The organism is Compostibacillus humi, from assembly GCF_014637175.1.
Classification (GTDB): domain Bacteria; phylum Bacillota; class Bacilli; order Bacillales; family Amphibacillaceae; genus Oceanobacillus; species Oceanobacillus humi.
The window spans coordinates 25,225-41,811 of sequence record NZ_BMEV01000023.1 but is presented as its reverse complement, the minus strand read 5'-3'; the positions used below and the strand labels follow the sequence as shown (position 1 = coordinate 41,811).

The following is a 16,587-nucleotide window of genomic DNA, read 5'->3' as shown; positions in this document are numbered from 1 at the left end:
CCTCTTTCTAAATGTATTTGCCCGTCAAAGCATACATTTATGATAGAGTGCTTTCTCTTTTTTTACCAGAATTTAGCTTAAATACCCCTCGAGAAATATTTTACACATAGTTTACATTAGTACTTTTCCTGACGTTTTATTGCTGATATATTTGGTAATGATAGGAGATGTAATTGTTTTCCAAATCGGATGGTTTTTGTTTGACCTTTCTTGACCTTTGCTATATGATTAATTTAGCAAGTGATTATACGATTGTTTCAATGAGGAGGAATGAGCAAATGAACTTAGTACCTACAGTAATTGAACAGACAAACCGCGGTGAACGTGCGTATGACATTTATTCCCGTTTATTAAAAGACCGCATCATTTTACTCGGCAGTGCCATCGATGACAACGTGGCAAACTCCATCGTTGCCCAGCTGCTTTTCCTGGAAGCGGAAGATCCGGACAAAGATATTTCCCTTTACATTAACTCTCCAGGAGGGTCCATTACTGCCGGGATGGCAATCTATGATACGATGAACTTTATTAAGCCGGACGTATCGACTATTTGTATCGGGATGGCCGCATCCATGGGCGCCTTCTTGCTGGCAGCCGGCAAAAAAGGAAAACGTTACGCCTTGCCAAACAGTGAAATTATGATCCATCAGCCTTTAGGCGGTGCTCAAGGTCAAGCAACGGATATTGAAATTCATGCACGGCGAATTATTGAAATTAAAAAGAGGATGAACCAAATTCTTGCTGAAAAAACCGGACAGCCGCTGGAAGTCATTGAACGGGATACGGAAAGAGACAATTTTATGACAGCACAAAAATCCGTGGAGTACGGTTTAATTGACAAGATTTTAGAAAGAAAAGAAGACAAATAAACGAAAAAAAGGAGGAACGGCCATTCCTCCTTTTTTATATTGCTTAAGCCTTCTCTTTTGCTGAGACAAATGAACAAAGATGATTCATTGCCACTTCTTCATCAGGACCATCGGTAATCAATGTAATTTCTTCCCCATGGGCTACAGCGAGACTCATTAATCCCATAATACTTTTTGCATTTACTTTTTTGCCGTTTTTTTCAATAAAAATATTAGCAGAAAATCGATTTGCCTCCTGCACAAATCTGGCGGCTGGCCGTGCTTGCAGTCCTGAATCTAAAATTACTTTTACTGATTTTTCTAACAAATATTCTCATCCTTTCCTGTAAACGCTATCAACTTTTTGTTTTTCTATAAAATTAGTATTCTCTATATGTACGGACAAAAATATTTTCAGTTAGTATTAAATTATGAGTATTATACCATAAGAAATGAGAAAATGTAATCATATTAATTTTATAGGAAAACTATTGTTTGCTTATCCGTAAGAGACTGGCTCTTACGGATTGCTCACAATCTTATTTCTTCCCCGCGCTTAATCCGCTCAGCAAATTCATCGATTTTTTTCAGTCGATGGTTCACTCCCGATTTGGAAATTTTGCCTCCCGATACTAGTTCTCCGAGTTCTTTCAAGGATACATCCTGATACTGGATACGCAATTTTGCGATCTCCTGCAATTTTTCCGGCAGACGTTCCAGCCCTACCGTTCTTTCAATCAGCTTAATGTTCTCAATTTGCCGAAATGCGGCACCAATCGTTTTGTTTAAATTCGCTGTTTCACAATTGACAAGCCGATTTACTGAATTGCGCATATCCCGGACGATACGAACATCCTCAAATTTAAACAGCGCATTATGGGCGCCGATAATATTTAAAAACTCGGTAATTTTCTCCGCTTCCTTGACGTAAACGATGTAGCCTTTTTTCCGGGACAAAGTACGTGCCCGCAATGAAAACTGGTTCATTAAATTACAAAGCGCTTCATTATGTTCTTCATGATCGTTCGCTATTTCCAAATGGTAGGAAGAAGTTTCCGGATTATTGACGGATCCGCCGGCTAAAAAAGCCCCCCGCAAATAGGCTTTTCTGCAGCAGCTCTTCTCTAAATATTTTTCAGGCACCTTTTGTAAAATTGAATAGTCATCTTCCATAATTCCCAATTGCTGCAAAAAAGACTGTACCTTTTCTTTTAAACGGACGATGTAAATATTGTTCTTTTTTAATTTCATTTTTTTCCGCACTAACAGTTCTATGGGGAAGCCGTACAACGATTTAATTAATGTATACATCCGTCTGGCGATGGCGGCATTTTCCGTCTGTACGTCCAGCGTATAATGATTGCGGGATACCGATAGCATCCCATTCATTTTTATTAGGGCAGCAATCTCTGCTTGTTTACAGCAATCCTCCGCTTCGATGGACGTCAATTCTTTTTTTATTTCCGATGCAAAGGACATAATCATTCCACCTTTATCATTCATTTTCCCATACATTCCAAAGGGAATGGCGTTTCTTCCCTTTCTTTGCGTTTTCAGCGAATAAGGGAATAAAGCAATTGGGCAATTTTATATTGATCGTGGCGAATTATCGTATTCGTATAACGGATAATGTCACCTTCGATAATTTCCAATCCCATATCCACTAACTTTTCAATATCATAAACTACCGGTTCGGATTGCTGCCTGCGGTAAATGGCCTCGATTTCTTTTTTAATCGGCTTATTATGGACAACTATGGCATCAATACATCCTTCCCCAATATGATTATAAATTGCCTGGATATGATCTGATGCCCGATACCCGTTCGTTTCTCCCGGCTGGGTCATCACATTGCATACATAGACAACTTTTCCCCGTGTTCTCCGAATGGCGGAGTCAATCTGGGGAATGATTAAATTCGGCATAATGCTCGTATACAGGCTGCCAGGTGATATGACGACTAAATCCGCTTCTTCAATCGCCTGAATAGCATCAGGAAAAGGTTTGGCATTTTCCGGCGTTAAAAAAACACGCTTGATTTTTTTATTTGCCTGCGGAATAAGGGACTCGCCGGAAACTGTCGATCCGTCCTCAAACTCTGCATGCAGCACTAAATTTTCATTGGAAATCGGATAAACATTCCCCTTTACGTTTAAAACGCGGGAAATTTCTTTAATTCCGTCATAAAAGTCGCCAGTAATCGATGTCATAGCCGCTAACAATAAATTGCCCATCGAATGGCCGGACAAGCCATTATTGACAGAAAAACGGTGCTGAAACAGCTCCAAGAGCATCGGCTCCGCATCAGACATGGCGGCTATCACATTGCGGATATCCCCTGGAGCGGGAATGGACATCTCATTCCGAAGACGGCCGGTGCTCCCGCCGTCATCAGCAACAGTAACCAACGCCGTCAGCTGAATTGGGACATGTTTCAGTCCCCGAAGGAGAACAGGCATCCCTGTTCCGCCGCCGATGACAACAACCTTCGGGGCCTTCTGGGAATTACTGGAACCGATTCGGCCCCATCCGCCTCCGGAATGCATGCCATCTTTCCTCATCGTGACTGTTCCTTTCTTTTGTCGATATCACGATGACTGACATGGGTAATGTAATGTGCCGACAGTTCTTTGGCAAAATGTTCCGCAATGGCGACCGAACGATGCTGGCCGCCGGTACAACCGATTCCGACGACGAGCTGGGATTTTCCTTCCTTTTTATATTGCGGCAACATAAATTGAAGCAAATCGAGTACTTTTTCGATAAAGATTTGGGTATCCGACCATTTAAAAACATAGGAGGCAACTTCTTGATTCAACCCGGTCAGCGGCTGCAAGTTGGAGACATAGTGCGGATTTGGCAAAAAGCGAACATCAAAAACAATATCGGCATCAATCGGGATCCCATATTTAAACCCGAAGGACACCATGTGGACGGAAAAGATTTCCTGTTTATCTTCCGCATATATTTTTAAAATTTTCTCCCGCAATTCCCGCGGTTTCATGTTTGTCGTATCAATGATCCGCTGTGCCCGTCCCCGCAATTCATCCAATATCTCCCGTTCCTGCCGGATTCCGGTGAGCGGCAAGCCCCCTTGAGCTAGCGGGTGGGACCTTCTCGTTTCTTTATATCTGCTGACGAGTTTTTCATCCTTTGCATCGAGGAAAAGGATGTGTTCATCGAGCCATTCCTCTTTTCCTAGCATATCCAATGCATCAAAGAGCATGTCGAAAAATTCTCGTCCACGCAAATCCATGACTAATGCAACTTTTTGAATATTGTTCGCAGAATCCTTCATCAGCTCGAGAAATTTTGGCAACAATGTCGGCGGAAGATTGTCGACACAATAGTAACCAAGGTCTTCAAAGCTTTGTATCGCGACAGTTTTCCCTGCTCCCGACATTCCGGTTATAATGACCAACTTTGTTTCCGTTTTTGCATCTGCCAATTTGCCTCTCTCCTCTTATTTTAAAGATGCTGAAGGATTCTTCATTGAAATAAATCATGGAGAAATCCTTTATTTTACTATTATACTATGAGCAAAACTAAACTTCCATTAGCGTTCTTTGTTACAATTTCATTATTTTTCCTATTTTTTCGAATCGTACGGGACTTTGGCATAAAAAAAGCAGCACAGGGATATACCCTGTGCCCGAACAACTAATCTATATATTAAAAGGGGGGTCAATTAGTTACTTACAGTGTAAATTATAAATGTTGCATGTGTATTACAAGAGCGTTAAAAGTGAGTTAAATCACTTCGGATACGAAAATTTTTTAGGCGGGTTCTGGCTATATTTTGCAGGAACGGGCTTAGTCTTTATCGAAATCCCATTGAATTGCATCAAAAAACATCCACGGAACTGCTTTGTTCCATGGATGCCTATGTTTAATTTACAGCTTTCGCTTTTTCTGCTAATTCTTCTACATACTTAATTGCTGACTCAGCCGCAATGCTTCCATCACCGGTAGCCGTAACAATTTGCCGCAGCTGTTTTTCCCGAATGTCTCCGGCAGCGAAAATGCCAGGAATGCTCGTTTCCATGTTTTCATTGGTAGGGATGTAGCCTTCGTCATTCGTAATTCCCAATGATTTGAATGGTGCGCTTAGAGGAACCATGCCAATATAGACGAAGACACCGTCTGTCTGAAAATCATAGGTTTCGCCAGTCTTAACATTTTTTAACGTGACGCTTTCCACTTTGCCTTGCGGACCATTAATTTTTTCTACAACCGTATCCCAAATAAAGTCAACTTTTTCATTTGCAAATGCCCGCTGCTGCAAAATCTTCTGCGCCCGCAGCTGATCCCGGCGGTGGATAATCGTTACTTTTTCGGCAAAACGGGTTAAATAGACGCCTTCTTCTACCGCTGAGTCTCCGCCGCCGACAACGACCAATTTTCTGTTTTTAAAGAATGCTCCGTCACAAACGGCACAATAGGAAACTCCACGGCCGCCGAGTTCTTCTTCCCCTTCGACACCAAGTTTCTTGTATTCTGCTCCGGTAGCAATAATTAACGCTCTTGTGTTATATTCCTTATTTCCGGTCACGACCGTTTTGTAATCCCCATGGTCAATCACTTCTTTAATATCGCCATAGGCATATTCGGCACCAAATTTCTTCGAGTGTTCAAACATTTTATTGGAAAGTTCCGGTCCTAAAATCCGGTCAAACCCCGGATAGTTTTCCACATCTTCCGTATTTGCCATCTGTCCGCCTGGAATTCCCCGCTCCAGCATTAAGGTAGACAGATTAGCACGGGATGTATACACTGCTGCTGTCATCCCTGCTGGACCCGCACCGGCTATAATGACATCATACATCTTTTCTTCGGACATGTTTAAGCCCCTTTCTCTTCATTCCTATCTTAAGAATAAAGAATCAACTACCTTTCGTCTATTATTCTGCTCACCAATTTCGACTTCATTCGACATAACGAGAAAAGGATGCTCCGCTTTACGTTCGCTAACACTTAACCATTCCAAGGCATCATTTTTTCGGCTAAAACCGGGTATCTTCTGCATCCTTCTTTCCAAATCTTCACTGCTTTCGACGGACAGCCGCAATGATAGGCAGCAATACTGTACCAGCGATAAAAGGATAAATGATTTTTGAGCATTTCTTTGTTTAATTTGCAAAAACGTTCATATGCTATATCATATTGTCCAATTCGAGCAAAAGTGACGGCAATGCGCAGTTTCAGCTGTTCATGGATCGGAAATACTTTCTGCAGTTTCTCCGCATACACCATTGCCGAATCTTCTTCCCCTAGAGAGTGGTGGAATAGTGCTATATTCATGAAACTATAAAGGTCGTTCGGATCCTCCTGCAACAATTCCTGTTCCATCCGTATGGCTTCTTTTTTATTTCCCGTAAAGAATAGGGCCTGAGCATAATCATGACGGGCTAACGTATATTCCGGAAAAAGAACGATCATCTCTTCGATTACAGGAATCGCTTTTTCCCATTCTTCCTTCTCCATATGATAAAAAACCGTTTCCTGGTACATGAGCAGTTCATCTTCTTCTTCAAAATCCAGTTCCTCTTCATCTTCATCTATTTCGATAATTTCCAGCAGCTGCTTTGCATCATCTGCAAAATCGCCATTCGGTTCTTTTTCCAAATATAGCTTTACAAATTTTTTGGCATCATTTAATAACCCTAAATGGGCATAATTATTGGCAAGCAAATAATAGCAGTCCACATAGTCAGCTGTTTTCAACACTTGAGTCAGCAACTGATTGGCTGCATGATATGCTCCGATTTCTGTATATATAATCGACATTTGGCATGGATACAACGGCTCCTTCGGATTGGAATCCATCGCCTTTTTCATCCATTTTAAAGCCAGATCGAATTTCCTATTTTGAAAGGCTTCAATGCCTTTAGTAAAGTAAAATCCATCGTCTGGAATAAAAGGGACAATTTTGCTTTTTTGTTTTAACCGTGACATAAAATCCCCCTATTTTTACAATGCATACCGAGTAAAGTATAACATACAATAGCATTAATCTTGTTTTTTACACAAAAATGTCAATAATATGACAAATGTTTTGTTATTGACAATTTGGATAGGATGCCATTGAAGTATTATAGTCAATTTACGCAAAAACCTCAATCATATCTGCAGTTTAACATCTATCGACATTACCGTTAACAATGGCGGGTAAAATAAAAATATCCACTTTAGACTAACTCTGACCACGTAATTTTTCCTAAATTATTCCGTGCATATTTGCCATTATTGGCATTTTATTGTTAGATAAAACCTGAGGTTTTATAATGATCTTTAGTTCTCTTTTACTAAATACAAGGGATTAACATGTCTTTAGGAACGAGCTATTGGACGCTTTGGAGGAGATTTTTGATTCAAACGGGCTTTAGAAATGGGCTATAGGCACTTTTGTATCAAATTTTGGATTAAAGCAGGCTTTAGAGCAGCTCTATAGACACTTTTGATGCAGATTTTGGCTGCAAACGGACTTTAGAGCAGTTCTATAGACACTTTTGGCACAGATTTTGGCTGCAAACGGACTTTAGAGCAGCTCTATAGACACTTTTGGCACAGATTTTGGCTGCAAACGGGCTTTAGAGCAGTTCTATAGACACTTTTGGCACAGATTTTGGCTGCAAACGGGCTTTAGAGCAGCTCTATGGACACTTTTGGCACAGATTTTGGCTGCAAACGGGCTTTAGAGCAGCTCTATAGACACTTTTGGCACAGATTTTGGCTGCAAACGGACTTTAGAGCAGCTCCATGGACACTTTTGGCACAGATTTTGAGTTAAAACGGGCATTAGAACCGGGCTATAAGCACTTCGGAAACAAATTTTAGCCTCGAACTGACTACTGAGCAAAGCAATTACCCTCTTTGCTTCAATCAGCTTACAGAATCAAGGAAAAAACCAGGCAAAACGACATTCGTTTCACCTGGTTTCTTTTTCGCTTTTTCTTCGTTCTTCCATTTCCTCTTTAGTGTAAATGATTTGCATCGGGTTGCCCCCGGCAAAACAGCCTTCTGGAACATCTTTATGCACAAGCGTTCCTGCAGACACTACTGCCCGGTCGCCGATTGTAATTCCAGGAAGAATGGTCGTATTGGCGCCGACCATCACTTCATCCCCGATTTTCACCTCGCCAACCCGATATTCATCGATTAAATATTCATGGGCCAAAATCGTTGTATTGTACCCGATAATCGAATTTTTGCCAACGGAAATTTTTTCCGGAAATAAAATATCGGGGACAACCATAAAAGCGAAGGCCGTTTGTTCTCCGATCTTCATTTTTAAAAATGTGCGGTATAGCCAATTTTTCACCGGCATGAACGGGGTATACCTGGCAATGACGATAATGAACGTATTTTTAAATACTTTCCAAAACGGTACCGTCCGGTAAACTTGCCATAAAGAATTGGCGCCCTTTACAGGATAGCGCTTCGTTTTTCGCATAGGCTACACTCCTACAATAGTCAACAAATCCCGCATATCTTCCAGCATGTAGGTTGGATTATACTGCAATAGCCGGTCTTTTCCTTTAAATGACCAGGCGACGCCAGCGGTTTTTACTCCTGCATTTTGCCCTGCTTCAATATCATGGGAATTATCCCCGACCATTATGGTAGAGGAAGCAGTCGCTTGCAGGTCCTCCATCGCTTTTACGACAGGCTCCGGATGGGGTTTCGGATTGCTGACGTCATCCAGCGTGATAATCGTATCAAAATAGCCGTTCAGATTAGTTATATCCAATCCCCGCTCTACGCTGCCTCTCATCTTTGTCGTAACAATCCCGATTTTGAGGCCATGTTCTTTCAGCTTATCGAGCACTTCATGAACGTAAGGAAAAGCTTTCACATACCGGTCATGTTCACGCAAATTATGCTCCCGATACGTTTGTACGAGTTCATCCACCCGGTCTGGATCAATTTTCCGGAATGTATCGACGAGGGGCGGTCCGTTAAATTCGATAATTTCCTCCCTCGTAAACGAGTATTTGAATGTTGAAAATGTATGCATGAAGGATGCGATAATCAATTCATTTGTATCGATTAGCGTTCCGTCTAAATCAAACAGTATGGTACGTATGCTCATCGGTTGTTTCCTTTCTTCTGTTTTCCGCTTTTCGCCAAATATTAGCAATAATCATCGTAAGCACAATGGCGGTTCCGAGACGAATTAATAATAACGGCCAAACAGGAATTCCTAATGGGACAAAAATTAATGTGTCCTCGACTACCGCATGACAGGCGACAAGAAAAATAAGCGCCAAATACATATCCCGTTTGGAAACCCCGTCTTCCTTCACCGCCTGAATCATCAGACCCGCTCCAAAAGCAAGGCCAATCGTCAGTCCGGCAACCATCGTCATCGATGCATTTTTGTCCATGCCGAGTACCCGCATAAACGGAGCTAGCCGGTCGGATAGGAAGTTGAGCCAGCCTTTCTCCCGCAAATATTGCATAATCATCATTAAAGGAATCACAATCAGGGCCAACTGGACGATGGCAAGGACTGCCGTTTCCAAACCGTGGTAAAGAATGGCGCCCCATGTTTCCGGGACTGTTTCTTGGACAGAAATAAGTCCATATTGGGCTGTTTCTGCGCCGCCGCTCCATAATAGGTTAATAACGACAGCAGATAATAATGCCAAGCAGACCCGTACGCCGACAATTACCCACCAGCTTACGCCGACTCTCGTTGCTACGGCCGACTCTACGAATAAATTATGGCTAAATGACAACATCATGGCCATAATAAACACTTCTTTTACCGTAAATTCAAAGGAAATAATTGCTCCAATGGCAGCATACAAATTGAGGACATTCCCTAATACTAACGGCAAGGCTGCTTCCCCTGGCAGTCCGATCCAATGCATTACCGGTTCAAGGAGCTGGATAAACCAGGGCAAAACCGGTGTGAACTGTAAAATGGTCACAATTAACGTAATCGGAAAAATCACTTTTCCTAATGTCCACGTTGTCTGTAATCCTTGTTTCAGACCTCGTTGCATAATTTGTGACATGCTGTATTCTCCCTTATCCCTATTTTTTCCTCTTCTTCATTTTTTTCTTCTTCTTTGGAACGTCTTTATAGCGGACTGTCGTTGTTTTTCTCCGATAAAAAATAAGAATCAGTCCAATGATAATTGTCAAAATGGATACTATTTGGGCAGTGCGCAAATCACCAACGACATATAAACTGTCCGTCCGCATGCCTTCGATAAAAAATCGCCCAATTGAATACATAATAGCATAAGTCAGGAAAATTTCCCCGCGAATCGGGTTCCATTGACGGCGCATATAAATTAAGAGCACGAAAATTAATATATTCCAGAGCGACTCATACAAAAACGTCGGCTGGTATGTCACGCCGTCAATGGTCATCTGCTGCAAAATAAAATCTGGCAATATATCATATAAAACCGAACCTTCCGGAATTGGGCCGCCATGCGCCTCTTGGTTCATAAAGTTTCCCCAGCGGCCGATAGCCTGTCCGAGAATTAAGCTCGGAGCAACGATATCTGCCAATTGCCAAAAGGGAATTTTCCGAACGCGGCTAAAAACGATAGCTGTCACCACTCCGCCGATAACCGCACCGTGTATAGCAATTCCGCCTTCCCAGATGGCAATCACTTTCCATAGCGGCCCGTCACTATACCGCTCCCATTCAAAGGTGACATAATAAATTCGGGCAAAAATAATTGCGATTGGCACGGCATAAATAAGAAAATCGATAAGTAAATCTTTGTTCCACCCGAGACGTTCGGCCTCTTTCATCGCCAGCCATAAACCGATGGCGGCACCGGTGGCAATAATAACCCCGTACCAATAAATGGTGAGGGGACCGATTTCGATAAATACACGATCAAATGGAGCGCTCGTATAAACCATTCTCCAACCCCTATTCTAAAATATCTTTTTCATACTGGATCATTCGCGTCAATCGTTCGGAAAATTCTTCAGCTGCATTGACACCCATTCTTTTCAATCTGAAGTTCATCGCTGCTACTTCAATGATAACCGCCAAATTTCGGCCCGGCCTTACCGGTATGGTCGCCTTCGGCAAAGATACGTCCATAATTTTCATTTTATCTTCATCCAGCCCAAGCCGGTCATACTGTTTTTTCTCATCCCAATTTTCCAGGTGGACAACCATGGAAATTTTTTTGCTGCTGAGAACGGCTCCGGCGCCGAACAACGTCATGACATTAATAATCCCCAGTCCCCGGATTTCCAGCATATGTTCTATTAACGGCGGGGAACTGCCGATTAACGTATCATAGTCTTCTTGGCGGATTTCCACACTATCATCCGCAACGAGCCGGTGGCCGCGTTTAACAAGTTCCAGAGCAGTTTCACTTTTTCCGACGCCGCTCTGGCCGGTAATTAACACTCCAACCCCGTAGACATCGACTAAAACGCCATGGACGGCGGTAAAAGGGGCGAATTTTGCTTCAAGAAAATTTGTCAAACGGCTGATGACTCTCGTCGTTTTCCGCGGCGAGTGCAAAATCGGTACCCCCGCTTCATTTGCGGCATCAATCAGAGCTTGGGGCACGTCCATTCCCCGGGAGATAACAATTCCCGGAGTAACATCGGTACAGAGACGTTCTGCCCGGTCCCTTTGCTCTTCTTCGCTTAATCCTAAAAAATAAGTCATTTCTGTTTTTCCAATAAGCTGCAGCCTTTCCTTTGGATAATATTTAAAATAACCTGTCATTTCAATCCCCGGCCGGGAGATGTCACTCGTAATGATTTCCCGATGTATCCCGTCTTTCCCTGCCACCAGGGTCAGATTAAAATTATCCAGCAGGTCTTTTGTGCGCACGATGTTACCCATATGTAACGATATCCTCCTCAAGAGAAGATTTAGCTTTTTACATTGTAGCATAAAGTAAAGGTAAAATCAGTTGAAGCTTTTTATGAGAAGGACAGCCACTCTGTGTTTCCGCTTCTATTTTCCTCGGGTATTCTAACGATGCCCTGCAATATTCGGCGGTGAAATTAATCATTCAGCGCTTTTCTTCTTTTTTCTAACGGTAAATAATATTATTCAGCGAAATTCTGCTATTCTAACATTCTCTGTGCGAATTCGGCGCTAGGGCATAACTATTTCAGCGAAACTCTATCTTATTCTGACGATCAATCGATTAATTCGGCGCAATTATTTTATTCGAACGAAATACAGCAAATTTCAGCGCTAATCAACTAGAAATCAGCGTAAATCAGAATTTTTCTGACGGGCGTTGCTCTTTAATCTTACACTTCGCCTGGCAATGTAACAGTTTATTTGAAAACGGAATGCAGTGTGTCATTGCAATAAAAAACCACATGATGCCCAGCTCATGTGGTCTAATCGATTCTTACTTAAAGAACATCGTAATCCTTAGGAATGATAATCGCAGCGATAATGTAGACTAATACTAAAGTAAAATGACTAAATACACAAAGAACTGCATAAATCAGCCGAAGAATTGTCGCATCAATATGAAAATATTCCGCAAGGCCGCCAAACACTCCCGCTACCATCTTATCTGTTGTCGAACGGTAAAGCCGTTTCATCTGCATTCCTCCTCTTTCTCTCTTTTCCTGCCGCCAAATTATTATTCTGCCTTATATACGTTTTATTCGTCAAAACGTTTCATTTTATGCAAAAAATAGGGCGAACCAGGCAAATTATGCAAACTTCCAAATATAAAACATTTCTTTTCCTAATCGTTCCTTCGTAATTTCCTGCAAACTTTTGTCTTCTTTCAGCAAATGGCGGTGCTGTCCGAGCACTCCTTGCGCCTGGGATTTATGGCAAAAAATTGCTTCAATTTTTTTATCCATATAATCTGCAACATCGTGAACGACATCCGGTTTTCCAAGCACATCAGGGTAGTCTTTCGAAATTGCCTGCGCCCAAACCGTTGGCCGCGTTTTTTCATCCATCAGCCGCACCGCTTCAATGGCTGCTTTTCCTAAAGCATTATGATCGGGATGTACGGCATAACCTGGATAATGGGTAATTACTAAAGTTGGTTTAATTCTTTCCAAGATCTCCTTCAAATGAAGGGCAACCTTTTTCTCGTCTTCAAACTCAATCGTCTTATCCCGATAGCCGAGCATCTCTACTTCTATATCAAGCACCTTGCAGGCAGCGAGCAATTCTTTTTTGCGTATTTCCGGCAATGTTTCCCGGTTGGCAAAAGCGGGCGAACCCATATTCCGGCCCATTTCACCTAATGTCCCACATAAATACGTAACCGGAACTCCCTGCTCCCGGAACTTCGTAATCGTTCCTGCACATCCAAAAGACTCATCATCCGGATGGGGATAAATTACAACTACATGTTTTTCCATGTTCATCAATCCTTCCATCTTCCGACCTGTTTTTAAGAAAACGGGGTATCGCTAATTTGGCACGCCACCATAAGCCGTCCTTCCCGGTCATGACCGGCCAGTAACAGTTTCGAATTATAAATTTCCCAGTCGGTTAACCCTTCCGCATAAATCCAGCCAAGTTCCATTTTTAAACCGACCCGATACGAATTTCCGTCACCGACAATTTTGGCCTGATTGAACGTAACCTTCGCATTGCGAATGTAGGCGCCGACATTGTAGGCTTTATCATTAAAGTGACTGGCGTAGGCGCCGTTTGTCGTTTCCAAATGAAGATAAACTTCTCTATTAATATATTTCTCTAATTCACTTTGTACTTCCGCTAAATTTATCGGTTTCATTTATCTTGCCTCCAACTTTCATCTATTTTAACTGTATCGAATCAAAGAAACCTAGTCAAAGGTTAAATTCTGCTTATTGGCCTCCTACTCCCAAATTCCTCATAAAAAAAGCAGGTGCTATGTCACCTGCTATTTCGCACCTGCTTTTTCTTTTTTAGCGAGCCACGTTTCCATCCGGACTTTATCCCGCTCGAGGGTCGCTTTTAAATATTTTCCGGTATAGGAAATATCTGCTGCTTCCGCCACTTTTTCCGGCGTGCCGGTTACAACGATTTGTCCGCCCCGGTCACCGCCTTCCGGTCCAAGGTCGATAATGTTATCGGCACATTTAATGACGTCTAAATTATGTTCAATAATCAACACCGTATCGCCGTTATCGACGAGCCGCTGCAGGACAGAAAGGAGCCGTTTAATATCGTCGGCATGCAATCCGGTTGTCGGCTCGTCCAAAATATAGAGCGTTTTCCCGTTGGAACGGCGGTGGAGTTCACTGGCCAGTTTCACCCGCTGGGCTTCCCCGCCGGACAATGTCGTTGCCGGCTGTCCAAGTTTAATATAGCCTAAACCGACATCATAAATCGTTTGCAGCTTCCGTTTAATTTTCGGAATCGGCGCAAAAAATTCTAATGCCTCTTCCACCCGCATATCTAAAATATCCGCGATATTTTTCCCTTTATATTTTACTTCCAGCGTTTCCCGGTTGTACCGCTTGCCGTGACACACTTCACACGGAACGTACACGTCCGGGAGGAAATGCATTTCGATTTTGATAATTCCGTCTCCCTGGCATGCTTCACAGCGGCCGCCCTTCACGTTAAAGCTGAAGCGGCCCTTTTTATAGCCGCGCACTTTCGCCTCATTCGTCTGGCTAAAAACATCACGAATATCATCGAAAACACCGATGTACGTTGCCGGATTGGACCTTGGCGTCCGGCCGATTGGGGACTGGTCAATCTCAATCACTTTGTCCAAATGTTCCAATCCTTTTATTTCCCTGAATTCCCCTGGACGAAGTTTGCTATTGTACAGCTCTCTGGAAATGGCTTTATAAATTATTTCATTCACAAGGGTACTCTTTCCGGAGCCGGATACTCCCGTAACAACGTTAAAGAGGCCAATCGGAATTTTCACGTTTACATTTTTTAAGTTATTTTCTTTTGCCCCTTTCACTTCAATAAACCGTTTGTCCGGCTTCCGGCGTTCTGCTGGAACCGGAATGATTTCTTTTCCGGAAAGGTAGCGGCCGGTAATGGAACGGTCATTGTTCATCACTTCTTCCGGGGTGCCGCTGGCGACGACCTGACCGCCGTGCTCTCCGGCTCCCGGCCCGATATCGATAAGCCAGTCCGCTGCCAACATCGTATCTTCATCGTGTTCCACGACAATTAGCGTATTGTCCAAATCCCGCATTTTCTTTAACGTATCAATTAATCGGTCATTGTCCCGCTGGTGCAGCCCGATGGACGGTTCATCGAGAACATATAGAACCCCTGTCAATGCCGATCCGATTTGGGTGGCAAGCCGAATTCGCTGGGCTTCACCTCCAGATAGGGTTCCTGCTGCCCGTGCCAAGTCTAAATAATCAAGACCAACATTTTTCAAAAATTCGAGCCGGTTTTTGATTTCCTTTATAATCATCCGGGAAATTTGCTGTTCTTTCTCCGTCAACTTTAAGCACCGGAAAAATTCGATGGCATCCGTCACAGAGAATTCGGTAACTTTGCTAATATGCAGTCCGTTGACAAGAACGGCAAGCGCCTCTTTCTTCAGGCGGTAACCTTTACAGCTGCCGCATTTCTTTTCCGCCATAAATTTTCCTAAACTTTCCCGGATATATTCGGAGCTTGTTTCGTTGTAACGCCGGGCAATATTGTTGATTACCCCTTCAAAGTAAATATCTTTTTCCCTCACTTGCCCAACATCACTGACATAGCGGAAGTGGATTTTCTCCGTGCCGCTGCCGTACAGTATTTTATCCATCATTTCCTTCGGAATGTCTTTCACCGGAATATCCATATCGATTCCGTAATGATCACAAACACTTTTCAGCAGCTGCGGATAAAACTGGGATGTTACCGGTGTCCACGGCGCAATGGCATTTTCGTTCAACGAGAGATTCCAATCAGGAATGACCGAATCCACATCGACTTCCAGCTTATAGCCGATGCCGTCGCAGGACGGACAAGCCCCAAAAGGACTGTTAAAAGAAAATAGTCTCGGCTCCAGCTCGCCGATGGAAAAACCGCAAATCGGACAGGAATGATGTTCGCTAAAAATAAGTTCCTCTTGACCGATAATATCGACGATAATCCGTCCTTCTCCAAGCTCCAGCGCGGTTTCAATAGAGTCGCTAAGCCGTCCTTCTATTCCCGGTTTGACGATGATCCGGTCAATAACCACTTCGATGGAATGCTTTTTGTTTTTATCGAGTTTAATCTCCTCGGAAATTTCCCGCATTTCGTTATCGACCCGCAAACGGACATATCCTTCTTTTCTCAGCTTTTCCAACAGTTTGACGTGTTCGCCTTTTTTGCCGGAGATTACCGGAGCCAGCAACTGCAATTTTGTTCTCTCCGGATATTCAATTATCCGGTCGACCATTTGCTGGACCGTTTGCGAAGTGATTTCGATTCCGTGTTTTGGACAAATCGGGCGGCCGATTCGGGCATAGAGCAAACGCAAATAGTCATAGATTTCGGTTACCGTTCCGACGGTGGACCGGGGGTTGCGGCTCGTTGTTTTTTGATCTATGGCAATGGCCGGGGACAATCCTTCAATCGTATCCACGTCCGGCTTGTCCATTTGTCCGAGAAACTGCCTTGCATAGGAGGACAGCGACTCCACATACCGGCGCTGCCCTTCCGCATAAATAGTATCAAAGGCGAGGGAGGATTTGCCCGAACCGGATAATCCCGTAACGACAACGAGTTTATTCTTCGGGATTTGCACGTTCACATTTTTTAAATTATGGGCTCTTGCTCCTTGAATCGTTATATATTTGTTCGATGACATTT

16 protein-coding genes are annotated in these 16,587 nt (G+C 43.0%); 1 reads left to right on the top strand and 15 read right to left on the bottom strand.

Features of this window, described 5'->3' with window-relative positions; all coding sequences use genetic code 11:
- Positions 1-260: 260 nt before the first annotated feature.
- Complete coding sequence (gene clpP, locus IEV18_RS07795; RefSeq protein WP_188391830.1) at positions 261-869, top strand: ATP-dependent Clp endopeptidase proteolytic subunit ClpP; 609 nt, start codon at positions 261-263, stop codon at positions 867-869.
- A gap of 43 nt (positions 870-912) precedes the next feature.
- On the opposite strand, the gene IEV18_RS07790 is transcribed toward clpP, so the two are convergent.
- The 15 genes from IEV18_RS07790 to uvrA all read right to left on the bottom strand — a co-directional run bounded on the left by IEV18_RS07790 (position 913) and on the right by uvrA (position 16,585).
- Positions 913-1,176: an HPr family phosphocarrier protein gene (locus IEV18_RS07790; protein ID WP_188391825.1), complete on the bottom strand. Its 264-nt coding sequence runs from the start codon at positions 1,174-1,176 to the stop codon at positions 913-915.
- Between the two features lie 203 nt (positions 1,177-1,379).
- Entirely contained in the window at positions 1,380-2,327 is a 948-nt protein-coding gene (whiA, locus tag IEV18_RS07785; protein WP_188391824.1) for a DNA-binding protein WhiA, read from the bottom strand.
- A gap of 74 nt (positions 2,328-2,401) precedes the next feature.
- Positions 2,402-3,394: a gluconeogenesis morphogenetic factor MgfK gene (gene mgfK / locus IEV18_RS07780; protein ID WP_188391829.1), complete on the bottom strand. Its 993-nt coding sequence runs from the start codon at positions 3,392-3,394 to the stop codon at positions 2,402-2,404.
- 11 nt (positions 3,395-3,405) lie between these two features.
- Positions 3,406-4,296: an RNase adapter RapZ gene (gene rapZ / locus IEV18_RS07775; RefSeq protein WP_188391823.1), complete on the bottom strand. Its 891-nt coding sequence runs from the start codon at positions 4,294-4,296 to the stop codon at positions 3,406-3,408.
- A 441-nt stretch (positions 4,297-4,737) separates the two neighbouring features.
- Entirely contained in the window at positions 4,738-5,688 is a 951-nt protein-coding gene (gene trxB / locus IEV18_RS07770) for a thioredoxin-disulfide reductase (RefSeq protein WP_188391822.1), read from the bottom strand.
- Between the two features lie 134 nt (positions 5,689-5,822).
- Entirely contained in the window at positions 5,823-6,803 is a 981-nt protein-coding gene (locus IEV18_RS07765; RefSeq protein ID WP_188391821.1) for a tetratricopeptide repeat protein, read from the bottom strand.
- A gap of 973 nt (positions 6,804-7,776) precedes the next feature.
- On the bottom strand, positions 7,777-8,301 hold the full coding sequence (locus IEV18_RS07760; RefSeq protein WP_188391820.1) for an acyltransferase: 525 nt from the start codon (positions 8,299-8,301) through the stop codon (positions 7,777-7,779).
- Positions 8,302-8,304: 3 nt separating this feature from the next.
- Positions 8,305-8,940 (bottom strand): pyrophosphatase PpaX, encoded by a 636-nt coding sequence (gene ppaX / locus IEV18_RS07755; protein ID WP_188391819.1) that lies wholly within the window; start codon positions 8,938-8,940, stop codon positions 8,305-8,307.
- On the bottom strand, positions 8,915-9,871 hold the full coding sequence (locus IEV18_RS07750) for a nucleoside recognition domain-containing protein (RefSeq protein ID WP_188391818.1): 957 nt from the start codon (positions 9,869-9,871) through the stop codon (positions 8,915-8,917). Before IEV18_RS07750 ends, ppaX begins: the two co-directional genes overlap by 26 nt.
- A gap of 19 nt (positions 9,872-9,890) precedes the next feature.
- The gene (lgt, locus tag IEV18_RS07745; RefSeq protein ID WP_188391817.1) at positions 9,891-10,739 is read right to left on the bottom strand and encodes a prolipoprotein diacylglyceryl transferase; all 849 of its coding nucleotides are present in this window, start codon (positions 10,737-10,739) and stop codon (positions 9,891-9,893) included.
- Positions 10,740-10,749: 10 nt separating this feature from the next.
- The gene (hprK, locus tag IEV18_RS07740; RefSeq protein ID WP_188391816.1) at positions 10,750-11,688 is read right to left on the bottom strand and encodes an HPr(Ser) kinase/phosphatase; all 939 of its coding nucleotides are present in this window, start codon (positions 11,686-11,688) and stop codon (positions 10,750-10,752) included.
- 527 nt (positions 11,689-12,215) lie between these two features.
- Complete coding sequence (locus tag IEV18_RS07735; RefSeq protein WP_188391815.1) at positions 12,216-12,410, bottom strand: PspC domain-containing protein; 195 nt, start codon at positions 12,408-12,410, stop codon at positions 12,216-12,218.
- A 114-nt stretch (positions 12,411-12,524) separates the two neighbouring features.
- Complete coding sequence (gene bshB2, locus IEV18_RS07730) at positions 12,525-13,193, bottom strand: bacillithiol biosynthesis deacetylase BshB2 (RefSeq protein ID WP_188391814.1); 669 nt, start codon at positions 13,191-13,193, stop codon at positions 12,525-12,527.
- A 32-nt stretch (positions 13,194-13,225) separates the two neighbouring features.
- Positions 13,226-13,573 (bottom strand): YojF family protein, encoded by a 348-nt coding sequence (locus IEV18_RS07725; RefSeq protein ID WP_188391813.1) that lies wholly within the window; start codon positions 13,571-13,573, stop codon positions 13,226-13,228.
- A gap of 129 nt (positions 13,574-13,702) precedes the next feature.
- Positions 13,703-16,585, bottom strand: a complete 2,883-nt coding sequence (gene uvrA, locus IEV18_RS07720; RefSeq protein ID WP_188391812.1) for an excinuclease ABC subunit UvrA — start codon at positions 16,583-16,585, stop codon at positions 13,703-13,705.
- Positions 16,586-16,587: the final 2 nt, after the last annotated feature.

Coding starts and splice junctions, on each gene's coding strand:
- clpP (WP_188391830.1), top strand. CDS start 261: ATGAGGAGGAATGAGCAAATGAACTTAGTACCTACAGTAATTGAACAG.
- whiA (WP_188391824.1), bottom strand. CDS start 2,327: ATGTCCTTTGCATCGGAAATAAAAAAAGAATTGACGTCCATCGAAGCG.
- mgfK (WP_188391829.1), bottom strand. CDS start 3,394: ATGCATTCCGGAGGCGGATGGGGCCGAATCGGTTCCAGTAATTCCCAG.
- trxB (WP_188391822.1), bottom strand. CDS start 5,688: ATGTCCGAAGAAAAGATGTATGATGTCATTATAGCCGGTGCGGGTCCA.
- IEV18_RS07765 (WP_188391821.1), bottom strand. CDS start 6,803: ATGTCACGGTTAAAACAAAAAAGCAAAATTGTCCCTTTTATTCCAGAC.
- IEV18_RS07760 (WP_188391820.1), bottom strand. CDS start 8,301: ATGCGAAAAACGAAGCGCTATCCTGTAAAGGGCGCCAATTCTTTATGG.
- ppaX (WP_188391819.1), bottom strand. CDS start 8,940: ATGAGCATACGTACCATACTGTTTGATTTAGACGGAACGCTAATCGAT.
- IEV18_RS07750 (WP_188391818.1), bottom strand. CDS start 9,871: ATGTCACAAATTATGCAACGAGGTCTGAAACAAGGATTACAGACAACG.
- lgt (WP_188391817.1), bottom strand. CDS start 10,739: ATGGTTTATACGAGCGCTCCATTTGATCGTGTATTTATCGAAATCGGT.
- hprK (WP_188391816.1), bottom strand. CDS start 11,688: ATGGGTAACATCGTGCGCACAAAAGACCTGCTGGATAATTTTAATCTG.
- IEV18_RS07735 (WP_188391815.1), bottom strand. CDS start 12,410: ATGAAACGGCTTTACCGTTCGACAACAGATAAGATGGTAGCGGGAGTG.
- bshB2 (WP_188391814.1), bottom strand. CDS start 13,193: ATGGAAAAACATGTAGTTGTAATTTATCCCCATCCGGATGATGAGTCT.
- IEV18_RS07725 (WP_188391813.1), bottom strand. CDS start 13,573: ATGAAACCGATAAATTTAGCGGAAGTACAAAGTGAATTAGAGAAATAT.
- uvrA (WP_188391812.1), bottom strand. CDS start 16,585: ATGTCATCGAACAAATATATAACGATTCAAGGAGCAAGAGCCCATAAT.